This is a genomic window from Nitrospirillum guaranorum (genome assembly GCF_034653275.1).
Lineage (GTDB): Bacteria > Pseudomonadota > Alphaproteobacteria > Azospirillales > Azospirillaceae > Nitrospirillum.
On the sequence record NZ_JAYEES010000003.1, the window covers coordinates 2,446,015 to 2,462,500 of the forward strand.

General features: G+C 70.3%; 7 protein-coding genes and 1 pseudogene (1 of these 8 cut by a window edge). 6 read left to right on the plus strand and 2 right to left on the minus strand.

From position 1 onward, the window contains the following. Nucleotides 1-14: 14 nt before the first annotated feature. Nucleotides 15-3,329, minus strand: coding sequence for an alpha-2-macroglobulin family protein (locus UAJ10_RS20170; RefSeq protein ID WP_322917018.1), 3,315 nt, complete (start codon nucleotides 3,327-3,329; stop codon nucleotides 15-17). 155 nt (nucleotides 3,330-3,484) lie between these two features. Then, a pseudogene (locus UAJ10_RS20175) lies at nucleotides 3,485-4,879 on the minus strand (MG2 domain-containing protein); the annotation flags it as partial. A 368-nt stretch (nucleotides 4,880-5,247) separates the two neighbouring features. Between UAJ10_RS20175 and UAJ10_RS20180 the strand changes: the two are divergent. The 6 genes from UAJ10_RS20180 to UAJ10_RS20205 all read left to right on the plus strand — a co-directional run. Further along, on the plus strand, nucleotides 5,248-6,474 hold the full coding sequence (locus UAJ10_RS20180; protein WP_322917019.1) for an ROK family transcriptional regulator: 1,227 nt from the start codon (nucleotides 5,248-5,250) through the stop codon (nucleotides 6,472-6,474). Nucleotides 6,475-6,577: 103 nt separating this feature from the next. Further along, nucleotides 6,578-7,762, plus strand: a complete 1,185-nt coding sequence (locus UAJ10_RS20185; protein WP_322917020.1) for an AGE family epimerase/isomerase — start codon at nucleotides 6,578-6,580, stop codon at nucleotides 7,760-7,762. A gap of 57 nt (nucleotides 7,763-7,819) precedes the next feature. After that, nucleotides 7,820-9,865: an alpha/beta hydrolase domain-containing protein gene (locus UAJ10_RS20190; RefSeq protein ID WP_322917021.1), complete on the plus strand. Its 2,046-nt coding sequence runs from the start codon at nucleotides 7,820-7,822 to the stop codon at nucleotides 9,863-9,865. A 145-nt stretch (nucleotides 9,866-10,010) separates the two neighbouring features. Further along, on the plus strand, nucleotides 10,011-12,839 hold the full coding sequence (locus UAJ10_RS20195) for a protein kinase domain-containing protein (RefSeq protein WP_322917023.1): 2,829 nt from the start codon (nucleotides 10,011-10,013) through the stop codon (nucleotides 12,837-12,839). A gap of 28 nt (nucleotides 12,840-12,867) precedes the next feature. Further along, on the plus strand, nucleotides 12,868-15,741 hold the full coding sequence (locus UAJ10_RS20200) for a serine/threonine-protein kinase (protein WP_322917025.1): 2,874 nt from the start codon (nucleotides 12,868-12,870) through the stop codon (nucleotides 15,739-15,741). A gap of 122 nt (nucleotides 15,742-15,863) precedes the next feature. Continuing rightward, nucleotides 15,864-16,486, plus strand: the 5' portion of a protein-coding gene (locus UAJ10_RS20205) for an AraC family transcriptional regulator (protein WP_322917026.1). It continues 403 nt past the right edge of the window; the window shows 623 of its 1,026 coding nt (coding positions 1-623); it begins with the start codon at nucleotides 15,864-15,866; the stop codon falls past the right edge of the window.

Genomic DNA, 16,486 nt, shown 5'->3' on the forward strand with positions numbered 1-16,486 from the left:
ACGCCACTCCGGCGTCACGGCACGGCGTCCACCACCGTGCGGCCGGCCGTGGTGCGGGCGATGGCCGCCGGGTCGTACATGTCCTGGGTGGAGGCCGGCGGTAGGGCGAACTGCCCCGGGGTCACCGCTCGCACCACATAGGCGAAGCGGAAGGCCTGCGTGGGTCCGGTATCCTCATCCGCCTCGCCGCCGCCATCCTCGTCCTCATCCTCGTCCCGGTAAATCCAGGAGGGCTGGCCCGCGTCCAAGACGCCGACGAAGCGGTCGTCACGCGCCTCCGCCACGGCCGCGCGGCTGAGGTTCCTCAGCCAGTCCAGCGCCTTCCGGCCCTTCTTGGCCGGGCGCAGCACGGTCTCGATCTCCCATCCCGCCGGCAGGGGATCGACCGTCACCAGGGTGCGCTTCACCGGCTGCTGCAGCACGCCGGTCAGCACCACCACCAGCCGCGTGTTACGGGCGACGTGGTCGGTGCCGGCGGGCTTGCCGTCCATGGTGTAGACCTCCTTGGTCAGGCTGATGCCCTCCGCCACCGGGCCCGGGCTCTCCTTCGGCACGCCGCGCATCTGCACCGTGCGCCAGACGGCGGCCGTGCCGCTGTTGACCACGCCGAAGCCGGCGGCCAGCTGTGCCGGGCTGGGGCTGTAGCTGAGCGCGCGGCCGGAGGCGGCCTTGGCATAGCCGGTGGTGGTCAGGGAGATGGGCTGCCCCTTGGCCAGGATGGCCTGCGAGGCCAGCAGCAGCCAGCTTTTTTGGTTGGTGTTGTAATACCAGGGCTCCTTCAGGCCCATCAGCGCCAGGTGCAGCGCCGCTTCCTGCAGGGGGGCGTTGCCCGCCTCGGCCGCCACCGCCAGGGTGGCGGCGGCGTCGCGCAGCGGGCTGCTGTAATAGTCGCGCGAGCCCTGGCCCAGGCGCTTGCGCGACCGCTCGAACGCCACGTCCGCCCGCGCCTTGTCACCAGCCGCCAGCAGGGCGGCGCCCAGCTGGGCGTAGGCCAGCGGACCATTGGACAACTGCTCCGCCGTCACATCGTGGATGTAGCGCAGATTGGCCGGGGTGGCGTGCCCGCCCCGGGCCAGCAGGTACTGGCCGTAGACCATCGCCTCCCCGTCCGCGCCCCGCGCGTCCACGCCCCGGTCGGTCGCTTGCGTCACCCAATCGGCCAGGGACTGCATGGCCACGTCCGGCACGAAATAGCCGGCCGCCCGCGCGCGGGTGAGGAAATCGAACACATACATCTGCAGCCAGGGCCCGCCCAGGCCATCCCCCGCCGACCACAGGCCGAACTCCCCCGTGCTGTCCTGGCGCTGCAGCAGCCGGTCGATGGCCGTGTTCACCCGGTTGTCCGGGTCCTTGGTGTTGCCCTCCAGGCCCAGCTGGCGCGCCAGGTCGCGGAACGCCACCAGCGGCAGGGCGCGGCTGGTGGTCTGCTCGGTGCAGCCATAGGGGTAGAGGTCCAAATCTTTCATCAGGCCGGGCACGTCGATGCCGGGCAGGTTGGAATAGGACAGGGCGATGCTGCCCGTGCCCGGCAGGAACAGGTCCAGCAGGTTGGGCGGCAGGGTGTAGGCCTCACCCGGGGCCTGCTGGCGCTGCTCGGCCATGACGATGGGCGCCTCCGCCGGGCGGATGGTGATGGGCCAGGACCGTTCCAGCCTCAACCCGCCCGGGCCCTCCACCGCCAGGGTCAGGCCGCCGATGCCGGCCGGGCCGCCCGCCAGGGCCACCGGCTGCACCACCCGCTGGCCGGACGCCAATGTGAGGGTACGCTTCGCATCCCCCGCCAGTTTCAGGGCGCCGTCCGCCGTCAAGGTGACGCGGTAGTCGCCCGCCGCCCCTTCCAGATTATGCAGCAGCAGCGTGCCGGCGGCGGTGTCGTTGGGCGCCAGGAAGCGGGGCAGGATGACCTCCGCCACCACCGGGTCGCGCACCGTCATGGCGCCTTCGGCCATGCCCATGCGCTCCTTGTCCATGGCCACCGCCATCAGGCGCAGGCTGCCGTTGAAGTCGGGGATGTCCAGCGTGACCTTGGCGTGGCCCTTGTCGTCCAGCGCCACCAGGCCCGAGAACAGGGCCACGGTGCGGGTGGGCACCACCGGCAGGCCCACCCCACCGGGCGAACCGCCGTCACCGCCCTGGCGCAGCACGCCGGTCTGCCCCGCCTGGCTTTCCAGAAGGCGGCCGTAATCATCGCGCATCTCCGCCCCCAGCTTGCGCTTGGCGAAAAAATGGGCAAGCGGGTCGGGACTGCGGAAACGGGTCAGTTGCAGGATACCCTCATCCACCGCCGCCACGGTGACGTAGGCGCCGGCCCTGGCCCCCGCCGCCGTGACCTGCACATCGACCTTCTGCCGAGGCCGCAGGGTCTTGGGCGCGTCGAGGCTGACCGCCAGCGTCTTGGCCGCGGAATCCACGGGGATCCAGGCCAGGCCCACGGCCCGCACCGGCTGATGGCCCACATCCTTGTCCGCCGGCCGGATGAAGGAAATGAGGGCATAGGCGCCGGCCCCCCATTCCGCCTTCACCGGAATGTCCACCGTCACCGGTTCCGCCCCCGTGGCGCGGGTGGCCAGGATGCGGACCTCCTGCCCGGCGACGGCCACCTGCATCTGCCCGGCGAAGGGTGGCTCGATACGCAGGTGCGCCGTCTCGCCCGCCGCGTAGGCCGCCTTGTCGAGCGCGGAGGGCACCACGTCCGGCGCGTCGGTGCTGGCGCCCGCCATGTACCAGCCGCTGTAGAAGGATTGGGTGGTGACGGCGCCGGTGGCCGGGTTTTCCACCAGCAGGCGGTATTCGCCCCACTCCAGGCGCTGGCTGAGGCGCGCCGGCTTGGCACCGTCCAGGTCCAGCGTGCCGTTGGCCACCGTCCGGTACTGCACGCTGGTCTTGTACGACCATTGGAAGCCGCTGCGGTACCAGGTGTAGTGGCGGTCGGCCTGCGCCAGGGTGTAGCGCACACCCTTGGCCGCCTGCGGCACGCCGGCGGCGTCCACAGCCAGGATGTCGAAGTCGGCGCTGCCCCCTTCCCGCACCCGACGGTTGGCGAACAGGGGGCGGATGCCGACGAAGCCGGCGCGATAGGTGACCGGCAGGGCCGTCTGGTCGCGCGTGACCCGCCCGCCCGGCTCCACCACCGCGGCGGTGATGACGGCGTGCAGGGGGGCGGTGGCGGTCCCGGCCTCCGGCACCGGGAATTCCACCTCCGCCTTGCCGGCGCCGTCGGTGTGGGTGTCGACCGCCGGGGCCGTCTGCGGCTCGAACTTGTCATCGTCGCGGCCGAAGGCGAAGTCGGACCATTTGGCGAAGGGCTTGGGGTCGCGTTCCAGCCGCACCTCCCCCCCACCGGCAGGTCCCCGGCGGCGGCACCGTAGAGGAAGCGCGCCTCCACCGGCAGCGTGGCCGGTTGGCCCGCCGCCAGCGCCGGGGTCGTCGCCTTGCCGATGGCGACCTTCAGCCGCTCCGGCACGAAATCCTGCACCTCGAAGGTACCGCTGCCGACCACCGCGTCGCCGCCGGCGACGTACAGGTTGATGGTCCATTCGCCACGCGGGGCGGCGGCGCTGATGGGAATGTCGACGGTGCCGGCGCCGCTGCTCAGCTTGGCCGTCAGGTGGGCGGCCTCCACCCCGTCGCTGCGGCGAACCACGGCGGCCACCATGTCCACGGCGGCGGTGCGGATCTGGGCGTCGCGCAACATGAAGGCGGCGTGCACCGTCTCGCCCGGCCGATAAACGCCGCGCTCGGTATAGACATAGGCATCCAGCGGACCGGGGTCCGGGCGGCCATCGGCCCCCCGGGCGCTGAAGTCGAAGGCGGCCCGCTCCAGCGACAGGGCCGCGAAGTCGGCCGGCGTGCTGGCGAAGGGGATCAGCGAGGGGCCGCCGGCGAAGGCCTCCACCAGCGCCGGGCGCGCCCCGCCCTTGCCCCGCAGCAGCCCGATGGGGAAACGGGCGATGCCATCGCCATCGGTCTTGGCCTCGCCCAATGTGCCGGAATCGCGGCCGAGCAGCAGCACCCGGGCGCCGGCCAGCGGCGTGGCCCTGGCCAGGGAGCGGGCGACGACCGTCAGGCCGTCACCCCCGGTCAGCGCCGTCAGCGCCATGTCCGTCTCGACCAGCCAGCGGGCGGTGGTGCGAGCCGCGCGCTGGTCATAGGTGGCGTTGTCCCGGTCCTTGGCCAGCTTCTCATCCTCGACCACCAGCAGATAGGCGCCGGGCTGGCGGTCCTTCAGCACCTGGTCCAGGGGGAAGTTGGTGATGGTCCGCTTATTCTGCGCGCCCTTGGTCTCCATGGTGCCGGTCCAGACGGGCCGCACCTTGTCGTTCACCAGGCTCTCCACGCTCCAACCCGTCGGGTCCTGGTTCAGGGACAGATTGGCCAGCGCCGTTTCCGGCGCGCGATAGAGGCCCAGCGTCACCCGGGCGATGTTGACGGTCTCCACGGCCACGCCGGCGTTGCCCACGCGCGGCAGGACGTAGCCTGTGCCGGCGATGCGCACGCTGCCCGGCAGGTCATGCATCGTCAGATGGAAGGTGAGGTTCCTGGGCAAGGTGTTGCCGTCAGCGGCGGGCAGGCCGGCGCGGACGGTGACGGTGTAGGCCTTGCCCGGCTCCAACCCGCTGACGCACAGCTGGCGGTCATTGGCGGTGACGGCCACGTCCCCCGCCGGCTCCACCGCCACGAAGCCCGACAGGTCGCCGTGGTTTTCGGCCAGCGCGCCGTTGAACCAGACGCAGGCGCCGGTGGCGTCGGTGTCGCTTTGCGCCAGGTTGCCCGAGGGCGCAAGGGGTCCGGCGGCCAGCGCCGGCGCGCACGCGAGGGGGGCGGCCAAGGCCAGGGCGGTGGTGACCAGGCGGGCGACGAACGCGGCACAGCGTCTCATGCGAGACCCCGGGATATGAGGGAGGATGCGGACGGCGGAAGTGCCGCGCCGATCGATCGTTGCGGCGGCTTTGTGGCGGCGTCAAGGCGGATCGGCAATCATAGCGTTCATCGCCATCGGGGTTATCACGCGCAGCCAGCTTGCCATGCCGCCGGCCCCATCCTCGGCGCGTGAAAGCGTCGTCGTGGGGTCCAAAAAAGGGCCGGGTGGACAAGGCAGGCGACGATGGCCGCCCGGCCTCGCCTTGAATTCCAGGGCGGAGTCGCGGCGCCCCCCGAATCCTTGAAAATGCGCATTGTGTCCGGACGGGCGATGCCCCACCATCCCGGCCCATAAACTTTGTAAATTTAAATAAGGAATAGCCCCGGATGCCCGCGCCTGTGCCCCCCCGCACCGCCGACCTGCACCCGTCGCTGGGCGCCAGCCTGTCGGGCACGAACCTGGAGCGGGCGGGGGATCACAACCAGCGGGTCATGCTGCAGGCCATCCGCGTCAGTGGCCCCATCACCCGGGCTGAGTTGGCCACCATCACCGGCCTGACGGCGCCGGCCATCGCCAACATCACCAAGCGCCTGCTGAACGACGGCCTGATCATGGAAGTGGGCCGCCTGCACGGTGCGCGCGGCCAACCGGCGATGCGCCTTGCCATCAACCCGGACGGCTGCTACTCCATCGGCGTCAACATCGACCGCGACCATGTCACCGTGCTGGTGCTGGACCTTCTGGGCCAGGTGCGCCATCGCGCCACCCTGGACGTGGACTTTCCCTTGCCCGACACAGTGGCCGCCTTCTTCAAGGAACAGGTGGACACCCTGCAGGCCGGCGGCACCTTCCCACAGGACCGCATCGTCGGCATCGGCGTCGCCATGCCCGACGACCTGGGGCGGGTGAACCTGCCCAACCGCCCCGCCAGCTATGAGGCCTGGAACACCGTCAACGTCGCCCGGCTGTTCTCCGCCATCCTGCCCCTGCCGGTCTTCCTGGAAAACGACGCGGCGGCGGCGGCCCTGGGTGAACTGCAGTTCGGGCATGGCCTGCACGACCCCAGCTTCTTCTACATCCTGATCAGCCGGGGCCTGGGGGGCGGCATGGTCATCGACGGGCAGTATTTCCGGGGCGCCCAGGGCCGCAGCGGTGAGATCGGCTTCCTGCCCGTCTCCTCCCCCCGCACGCCGGCGACCTCCTTGCAGGAGGCGGTGTCGCTGTCCGCCCTGTTCAGCTTCCTCCAGGCCAACGGCTATCCGCTGAGCCAGCCGGACCAGCTGGCCGGTCTGGACACCGCCGGCCAGGCCCTGGTCGCCCAGTGGCTGGACCTGGCGGCGGAACTGCTGACCGTGCCCATCATCGCCGTCAGCTGCCTGGTGAATCCGGAAGCCGTTTTCCTGGGCGGGCGTCTGCCCACCACCCAACTGGACCGCCTGGCCCAGTTGATCACCGAGCGGCTGCAGGCCCATGCCGGCATCATCCCCGTCATCGCCCCGGTCTATCGGGCCGCCACCGCCATGGACGCGCCGGCGGTGGGTGCCGCCATCCTGCCCTTCAACGACCGCCTGCTGCCGTCACGCACCGCCTTGATGAAAACGGCCGCCGCGTGACGGTGCCAATCCAGGGGCCGCCGGGCCTTTTGAGCGATTATTATTTCAATTTTCATTTATAATATGCCGCGCTACGCCTGTCCAAACATCAAGGAGCCTTCCCATGCCTTCAGCCGCCCTCCTCGACGCCGCCGCCGTGCGTGGCCAATTGAAGGCCTGGCTGGTGGAGCAGGCCTATCCCCTGTGGTGGGAGGTGGGGGCGGACCGGGTGCATGGCGGCTTCCATGAGAAGCTGGGCCTGGACGGCAAGCCGACCAACGACGCGCGCCGCGCCCGGGTGCAGGCCCGCCAGGTCTATTCCTATTCCGTGGCCGCCCGGTCCGGCTGGAACGGCCCGGTGCGCGAGGCGGCGGAGCATGGCCTGACCTTCTTCCTGAACCACTACCGCCGGCCCGACGGCCTGTTCCGCACCAAGGTGGCGCCGGACGGCGCCGCCCTGGACGACACCGTGGTGCTGTACGACCAGGCCTTCGCCCTGTTCGCCCTGGCCGCCGCGCAGAGCGCCACGCCGGAGAGCCGCACGCCCGAGGAGATGGCCGTGGCCCTGCGTCAGCGGCTGCTGGACACCCTGCACCACGCCCAGGGCGGCTTCGAGGAAAGCCACCCCCGCACCCTGCCGCTCTTGTCCAACCCGCACATGCACATGCTGGAGGCCAGCCTGGCCTGGATGGAGCAGGGCGGGGACAGCGGCTGGCGCGACCTGGCGGAAGAGATCGTGGGCCTGGCGCTCAGCCGCTTCATCGACGACGACATGGGCGGGCTGAAGGAATTCTTCGACGGCGACTGGCGGCCCCAGGCCGGCACGCCCGGCCGCATCGTGGAACCGGGACACCAGTTCGAATGGTCGTGGCTGATGCTGCGCTGGGCGGCGCTAACCGGCAACAAGGCGGCCTCGGACGCCGCCTGGCGCATGATCGCCGTGGGCGAGGGACCGGGCGTGGACCCGGCGCGGGGCGTGGCCATGAACGCCCTGCTGGACGACCTCACCCCCCACGACCCCGTCGCCCGCCTGTGGCCGCAGACGGAACGCATCAAGTGCGCCGTGCTGGCGGCGCTGGCCACCCGCGACGACGCCGATCGCAGCGACACCTACTGGACCATGGCCGCCAACGGCGGGCGCGGCCTGATGAAGTACTTCGACACCCCGGTGAAGGGCCTATGGCGCGACCGCCTGAACCCGGACGGCACCTTCGTCGAGGAGGCCGCCCCCGCCAGCAGCTTCTACCACATCGTCTGCGCCATCCAGGAACTGGACCAGGCGCTGGGCAGGGCGGGCCATCCCGGTTGATCCCGGCATGACACCGCATTAGCCTCGCCCCACAAGCAATAAACAGGGGCAGTGAGAATGCGGCGCTTGATCGTCCTGATGGGGTTGCTGACGGCCACGCCCGCCCTGGCGGCGGTGGAACGGGTGGAGATCACGGAGCGCACGGTGCTGGCCGAGGGCGTCCCCTTCGGCACCGTGGGCCCCTACGAGAAGATCCGGGGCACGGCCTGGATCGCGCTGGACCCCACCCTGCCGGCCAACGCCCGCATCACCGACCTGGGCCTGGCGCCCAAGGACGACCACGGCCACGTCGTCTTCGCCACCGACTTCCTGATGCTGCGTCCCGCCAACGCGGCGGGGCGCAACGGCGCCCTGTTCTATGACGTCAACAACCGGGGCGGCATCGCGGCCCTGGGCCAGGTCAACGGCCACGGTCCGGCGCACAACGACCCCACCACCCTGGCCGACACCGGCAACGGCTTCTTCTTCAAGCGCGGCTACACCCTGCTGTGGTCGGCCTGGACCTGGGATGTCCAGCCGGGTGGCCCCGGCGACAAGCCCTTCATCCTGAAGCCGCCGGTGGCCCGGGAGAGGGATGGCAAGCCCATCCTGGGCAAGGCCGCCTATGAGTTCATCGTCGACAAGCCGGCCAAGACCGCCGCCTACGTCGGCATGAAGGGCGTCCCCTACCCCTTCGCCACCGAAGGCGCCCCCGACGCCGTGCTGACGGAGCGGGACGCCCCCGATGCGCCCCGCCATGCCATCGCCCGCGACGCCTGGGCCTTCGTGGAGAACCCCGATGGCGGCCTGCCGGTGGAGGTGCGCAGCGAGAGCGGATTCCAGATCGGCAAAATCTATGAGGTGGTCGTCCCCTCGCGCGATCCGTACGTGGTGGGCGTGGGCCTGGCCGGGATCCGCGACCTGCTGTCCTTTTTCAAGACCCAGCCCTTCGCCGGGCAGCAGCCCCTGGACCGCGCCCTGATCTTCGGCATTTCGCAGTCCGGGCGCGTCATCGACACCATGCTCTACAACGGCTGGAACCGGGATGAGGAGGGGCGCCCGGCCTTCGACGGCGCCTATGCCCAGGTGCCCGGCGCCGGCAAGGGCGCCTTCAACCAGCGCTTCGGCATGGCCACCCGGCACTTCAGCCCGCTGGTCGAGCAGATCTATTTCTCCGACGCCTTCCCCTTCACCACCGTGCCCTCAACCGATCCGGTAACGAAACAAACGGCTTCCCTGCTGGACGGCGCGCGGGCGGCCGGACCGCTGCCCAAGATGATCTTCGCCAACACATCGGCGGAGTATTGGAACCGTTCCGCCTCCCTGCTGCACATCACGCCGGATGGCACGGCGGACGCCGCCATCGACCCGTCCGCCCGCATCTACATGCTGGCGGGATCGCAGCACTATGTCGGCCGCAGCCATGAGCGCTGGCCCTACACCGCCTGCGTCAACACCACCAACCATTACCCGGTGGAGCGCGCGCTGGTGGTGGCGCTGGACAACTGGGTGCAGGGCAAGGCGCCGCCGCCGGACAGCGCCGTGCCCACGCTGGCCGACGGCACCCTGGTCACCGCCGACGCCTACAAGGCCGCCTTCGCCAAGGTGCCCGGCCTCACCCCGCCGCTCAGCCCCCTGATGCCGCCGCGCCTGGATTTCGGGCCGCGCTATGTCCAGGGCATCGCCGACACCGTGCCCCCGGCGCGAGGCCAGCCCTACCCCACCCGCGTGCCCGCCCCCGATGCCGACGGCAACGACCGGGGCGGCATCCGGCAGGTGGAGCTGGAGGTGCCGCTGGGCACCCACACCGGCTGGAACCTGCGGGCGCCAGAGACGGGGTTCGGCGCCTACCAAACCCGCTTCGACGGGTCCTTCGTTCCCTTCGCCCGCACGGAGGAGGAGCGGGCGGCGACCCATGATCCCCGGCCGTCGCTGGCCGCCCGCTACGCCAGCCGCCAGGATTTCCTGGCCAAGGCGCAGGCCGCCATCGCCCGCGAGGTGGCCGCCGGCTGGGTGCTGGCGGAGGAGGCGGACAGCCTGCTGGCCGACCAGGGCGCACTTTATGATCGCATCATGGCCCACGATCCGAGCGATACCGGCTGCGGCTATCTCTTTCCCGGATGAGCCGCCCCCTCGCCGTGACCGGAGCGCTCGTCGGCAAAAATCGCTTCGCCGAGCGCAACGCTCATTCCCGGAATAATCTAGGGATTTCAATATTCCTACCCGGATATGGTGGAAAATTGCCGCTGTTCACCGGAAAGGGATATCCATGTCGCCGACCGCCAAGACCCATTGGCCCCATATCGAGGCGGCGCTGGATCAGTTGCTGGATTTGCCGACGAGCGGCCGCCCGGCGGCCTTGCTGCGCCTGGCCGGCGACGACGCCATCATGCTGGCTGAGTTGCGCACCCTGCTGGCGCAGGCGGGGCGGGACGAGACGTGGCTGGACCGGCCGGCCGGCCTTGACCCGGTCGACGGAATCGCGCCGCCACCCTTCACTGGGCTGTCGCCGGGGCAGCGTGTCGGCGCCTATCGGGTGATCGCGCCGATCGGCCGGGGCGGCATGGGCGAGGTCTACCGCGCGGAACGGGCCGACGGTCATTTCGACCAGCAGGTGGCCCTGAAGCTGATCCGTCGGGAAGCCGTCGATCATGTCGACCGTTTCCAGGCGGAACGGCAGATCCTGGCGCGCCTGGACCATCCGGCCATCACCCGCATCCTGGACGGCGGGATGCACGACGGCCAGCCCTACATGGTCATGGAGTTGGTGGAGGGGCAGTCCATCACCGCCTGGTGCCGCGATCGCGGGATCGGGCTGGATGGCCGCCTCGCCTTGTTCCTGGCCGTCTGTGACGCGGTCGCTTGCGCCCACCGCAACCTGATCGTCCATCGCGACCTGAAGCCCGGCAACGTGCTGGTGACGCCCCAGGGGCAGGTGAAGCTGCTGGATTTCGGCATCGCCAAGCGCATCGTCACCGGCGAAGGGGGTGCCCCCGAAACCTTGCTGGCGCCCTTGACCCCCGGTTACGCCGCGCCGGAACAGCTTCTGGGCGGCCAGGTCAGCACGGCCACCGACGCCTACGCGCTGGGCATGCTGCTTTACGAGTTACTGGCGGGGGCACGGCCCTGGACGCTGGAGGGCATGCCCCTGGCGCTGGCTGTGCGCGCCGCCTTGCAGGAAGTGCCGCCGTCCCTGTCCCAGTTCGCCGCGCGGTCCGATGGCGCCCCGCCGGTCCCGGTAAAGGAGCTGACGGGCGACCTGGACGCCATCGTCGCCAAGGCCCTGCGTAAAGAACCTAACCAGCGTTACCAGACGGTCGACGACCTGGTCCGTGACATCCAGTGCATGCGCCAGGGGCGGCCAGTCTCCGCGCGCGCCGGTTCCCGGCTTTACGTCGCGGGCCGCTTCGTCAAGCGACACCGGCTGCCCATCGCGGCGGCCGGCCTGCTGACCCTGGCCATCCTGGGCGGCCTGGGCGGTGTCACCTGGCAATATCTACGGGCGCAGCAGCAGGCCAATCGCGCCGAGACCATCAAGAATTTCGTGCTGAGCCTATACAGCGGCCGCGACCCCGGCTTCCCCAAGGACAAGCAACGCCGTGACGTGACGGCGGAAAAGCTGCTGGACCTGGGCGCCGACCGGATCGGGCGGGAGTTCGCCGGCGACCCGGAACTGGAACTTGAGCTGTACACCCTGACGACCCAGCTCTATGAAGCCCTGGACGATCGCGACCGGGCGGCCCAGATCATCGAGAAGAAGGTCGCCGCCGCCCGCGACGCCTATGGGGAGGCGACCCCCATCGTCATCGACGCCATGCTGGCCCAATGCGCGGATGCTTGGCGGTCCGGCGATCTGGCCTCCGCCCAGCGGCTGTTGGATAAAACCGATGCCTTGCTTCGCGCCGCGGGCAAAAGTGCCGAGGGTATCCGCCCGCGCTGGTGGCTGAACAAGGCGCAGATGCTGTCGAAGCAGGAGGCCGGCAGCGCCGCGCATCTGGCCGCCCTGGACGAAACACTGAAGTCTTTCGAGCGGTATGCGCCCGACCACGTGTTCCATGTGACGGCGTTGCAGGCGGCGGGACTGGCGCAGGCTCAGGCCGGGAATTTTGAAAAGTCCACGGCCCTGTTCCAGCAGGCCCTGGATCACTTCAAGGCCCTGCCGGCCGCCGAGCAGGACAGCGACACCCTGATCACCTTGCTCTACAACCAGGTCAGCGTGTTCCAGCGCACGGGGCGTCTCGATGACGCGCGCAAGAATCTGGAGAGGGTGTCGACCCTGGCCCTGGAATCCCAAGGCGTCTCCGCGCCCTATTGGATGAGCCTCGCTCAGCTGGCCCGGATGCTGGACTTGCAGGGGCGGCGCACCGAGGCCACGGCGCAATTCGCCACAATGCGGGAGGTGTTGCCCAGCCCCCCGTCCTCCCCCGCCGACTATTCCTATATCGCCAGGCTCATGCACGCCGAGAGCGTCATCATGGAAGGCCGGGCGGTGGATGCCCTCCCTTACCTGGAGGAGTTGAAAGGGCGCCTCATGGCGGGCGGCGGCCTGGGCGCCACGGTGCGGCGGGTGCACGCCCAGCTGGGCCAGGCCTACGGTCAGTCGGGCCATCCCGATCAGGCCCGCATCGAATTCCAACAGGCCCTGGATGGCTACGCCGGCACCCCCGGCAGTCCGGAGGCGCTGGATTTGCGCGGCCGATGGGGCTGGTTCCTGCTGGACCAGGGCGATGCCGGGGCCGCCCAGGTTTTCGACGGTATCGTGGCCGATGCTGGCACGACGGCCACGGTCTCCATCGCGCCAACGCTGGCCTGGGCCGGCCGGGCCCGCCTGGCATTGGCCCATGGCGACATCGCGGCGGCCAAGGCCGCGACGGACCGGGCTTTCGCCGCCTACCAGCAAATCCGGGCCCTGCACGACGTGCGCATCCGTACCACCGTGTTGCTGACCCGCGGCGCGGTGCGCCTGGCCGCCGGCGACAAGGCGGGGGCCAGGCAGGACGCGTCCCAGGCGCTGGCCGACGCCCAGCGGACCGACGCGCCGGAAAGCCCCGTCATCCGCCAAGCGCGCGACGCCGTGGCCGCCGCCGCCGGGACGTGAGGGGGACTGGGTGCCGATGACCATATCGATGACCGCGACCCACGACTGGGGACGCATAGAGGCGGCGCTGGACCATCTGCTGGACCTCCCGGCCAAAGAGCAACCGATGGCCCTGCTGCATCTGGCCGGCGGCGACGCCAAGCTGCTGGCGAAACTGCGGCAGTTGCTGGACCAGATGGCCCGGGAGGAGACTTGGCTGGACCGGCCGGCGCTCCAGGGGCCGGCTCCCCTCGATCCGCCCGGGGAAGCCCCACCTGGCGAGGCCGCACCTGAGGAACGCCATGCCGCCACCTTCGCCAGCCTGGCGCCGGGGCAGCGGGTCGGTGCCTACCGCATCGTCGGTGCCATTGGGCGGGGCGGCATGGGCGAGGTCTACCGCGCGGAACGGGCCGACGGTCATTTCGACCAGCAGGTGGCCCTGAAGCTGATCCGTTGGGAAGCCATCGACCATGTCGACCGCTTCCAGACGGAACGGCAAATCCTGGCCAACCTGGACCATCCGGCCATCACCCGCATCCTGGACGGCGGGATGCATGACGGCCAACCCTACATGGTCATGGAGTTGGTGCAGGGGCAGTCCATCACCGCCTGGTGCCGCGATCGCGGGATCGGGCTGGATGGCCGCCTGACCCTGTTCCTGGCCGTCTGCGACGCGGTGGCCTACGCCCACCGCAACCTGATCGTCCATCGCGACCTGAAGCCCGGCAACGTGTTGGTGACGCCCCAGGGGCAGGTGAAGCTGCTGGATTTCGGCATCGCCAAGCGCATCGTCACCGGCGCGGAGGCCAATCCCGACACCCTGCTGGCCCCCCTCACCCCCGGCTATGCCGCGCCGGAACAGCTTCTGGGCGGCCCGGTCAGCACGGCCACCGACGCCTACGCGCTGGGCATGCTGCTTTACGAATTGCTGGCGGGGGCGCGGCCCTGGACGCTGGAGGGCATGCCCCTGGCGCTGGCCGTGCGCGCCGCCCTACAGGAGGTGCCGCCGCCCCTGTCCCAGTTCGCCGCGCGGTCCGATGGCGCCCCGCCGGTCCCGGTGAAGGAGCTGACGGGCGACCTGGACGCCATCGTCGCCAAGGCCCTGCGTAAAGAGCCGGCCCAGCGCTATGGGACCGTTGGCGCCTTGATGCGGGATGTGGAACGCATGCGCGCGGGGCTGCCGGTCTCCGCCCGGTCGGGATCCCGCCTGTATATCGCGGGCCGCTTCGTGAAGCGTCACCGTTTACCCATCGCCGCCGCCAGCCTGCTGGCCCTGGCCATCCTGGGCGGCCTTGGGGGCGTCACCTGGCAGTACCTGCGCGCCCAGCGGCAGGCAACCCGGGCGGAAACCATCAAGGCCTTCGTCCTCAGTCTCTATGCCGGCCGCGACCCTGGCTTCCCCAAGGACAGGCAACGCCGCGACGTCACGGCGGAAAAGCTGCTGGACCTGGGCGTCGACCGTATCGAGCGGGAGTTCGCGCAGGATCCGGAGCTGGCGCTGGAACTCTACGGCATCACCAGCGACCTCTACACGGCGCTGAGCGACCCGGAGCGCACGGCGCAGATGGTGGAGAAGCGGGCCGCCCTGGCCCGCACGGTCTATGGCGAGAGCCATCCGCTGGTCATCGAGATGATGCTGCGGCAGGCTTGGAACGCCATCATGGCCGGCGACCTACCCCAGGCGAACGGTTTGCTGGACAAGACGGACGCGCTGTTGCGCACCTCCGGCCAGGACAAGACGGCGGTGCGCGCCTATTGGCTGCTGTGCAAGGCCGAGGCGATGCATGGAGATCCCGGCTCCGTCGCCATCCGGCGCGCCGACGTCGACCAGGCGGTCGCGCTCTATGAACGCTATGCCCCCGACCACCCCTTCTACCCGTCGGCCCTGCAGAGCGCCGCCATCCTGCACAAGCGGATGGGGGAATATGACGGCGCCGTCGCCCTCTATGACAAGGCCCTGGCGCGCTTCAGCCAGAGCGGCGATGACGTGACGCTGGTCTACATCCTGATCAACCGCGCCAACGCCCTGGAGCCGGCAGGCCGGCTGGAAGAGGCCCAGCGCAGTTATGAGCGGGCCGCCGCCGTGGCGCTGGAAACCGTGGGGCAAGGCGGCCTTTATTGGACCGCCCAGGCCCGTCTGGCCACCCTGTTGCACAAGCGGGGACGACGGGCGGAGGCCATGGCCCTGTTCGAGGAACTGGCCAGGACCTTGCCGCGGGAGGCCAGCGCCGACCAGATGGCGGAAATGGCATGGCAAGCCTATGCCGAAGCCCTGAGCAATGAGGGCCGGCCCAGCGAGGCCATTCCCATCCTGGAGCGCCTGCGCGCCATTTTCGAGAAGCGCCTGACGGATGAAAGCATGCTGCGCCTGCTGCGGGCCCAGCTGGGCACGGCCTATGGCATGGCGGGACGGCCTGGGGAGGCCCGGGCGCTGCTGACCCAGGCCGCCGCCGACTATGCCAAGGCCCAGCCCGGCGGCTTCGATTTCGTGGAGGCGGAAGGGCGGCTGGGCTGGTTCCTGTTGACCGACGGAGACAAAGGCGCCGCCGGCCAGGCTTTCGACATCATCCTGGCCTTGCAGGGGCAGGTGCAGCCGGCCTCGCCCGCCATGGCCCTGGCCTGGGCCGGCCGCGCCCGCCTGGCCCTGGGCCGGGGCGACATGCCGGCGGCGGCGCAGGCGGTGGAGCAGGCCTTCGCCGCCTATGGCCCAGTTCAGGCGGCGCACAACGTCCGCCTCGACACCAGCCTGCTGCTGACCCGCAGCGCCGTGCGCCGGGCGGCCGGCGATGGGGCGGGGGCCGCGCGGGACGCGATGACGGCACTGGCCGATGCCCGGCGCAGCGACGCGCCGGACAGCCCGCTCATCCGCCAGGCGCAGGACGCGGTGGCCGCCGCCGGCGGGGAGGTAAAGCAGCCGCATTAAAAAATTTATATGCCCTCCTGTCCGGTTTGATCCGGCCACCGGGTTTTTCTTCGGGTGTGTCACCCGCCGAACAGAGTGCCCAGCAAAGAAACCTCGGCGCCACCTGGAAGGAAGTCCCGGACATGTCGTATCCCGCCCTTCAGGCCGACTATCCAGCGGCCGCCTTGAGCTTACCCCTTACCTTTCCCGCCGCCGATGGCGCCGACGATGCCGCGGACCTGTCCGTCAGCGACAGCGCCGGCCTGGGGGGCCCCAAGACCAGTGCCCAGGTTGCCCAGCTGGCGCGACGCTTCCATCTGCCGGCGGGCCCCCGCCTGTCGGTGGATTGCCGTCATGCCGACGCCAGCCTCAGCGTCACGCGTCTGCATTCCCCAGCCGACGATCATCGCCCCACCCAGCCGTTCGATCCGGAGGACACCTTCCTCGTCCTGCTGCAGCTGGTCCCCCTGCCCCGCCATCGCGCCTGGCGGGAGGGGCGGGAGATGCCGGTCGGCGCTCATGCCGCCGGCGGCGTCTCCATCGTGCATCTGGAGCAACGGCCGCGCTGGCTGATGACCTCCGCCTTCGACATGCTGGCCATCTGCGTGCCCCGGGCGGCGCTGAACGAGCTGTCCCGGCGGTACGACGCCCGGCTCATCCCCACCCTGGCCTGCCCCAACGGCAAGGTGGACGAGGATGCCTTGCGCCTGGGCGCCTGCCTGCTGCCCGCCCTGAAGAAAGGCGCCGGCGGGGCCTTCTACGTGGA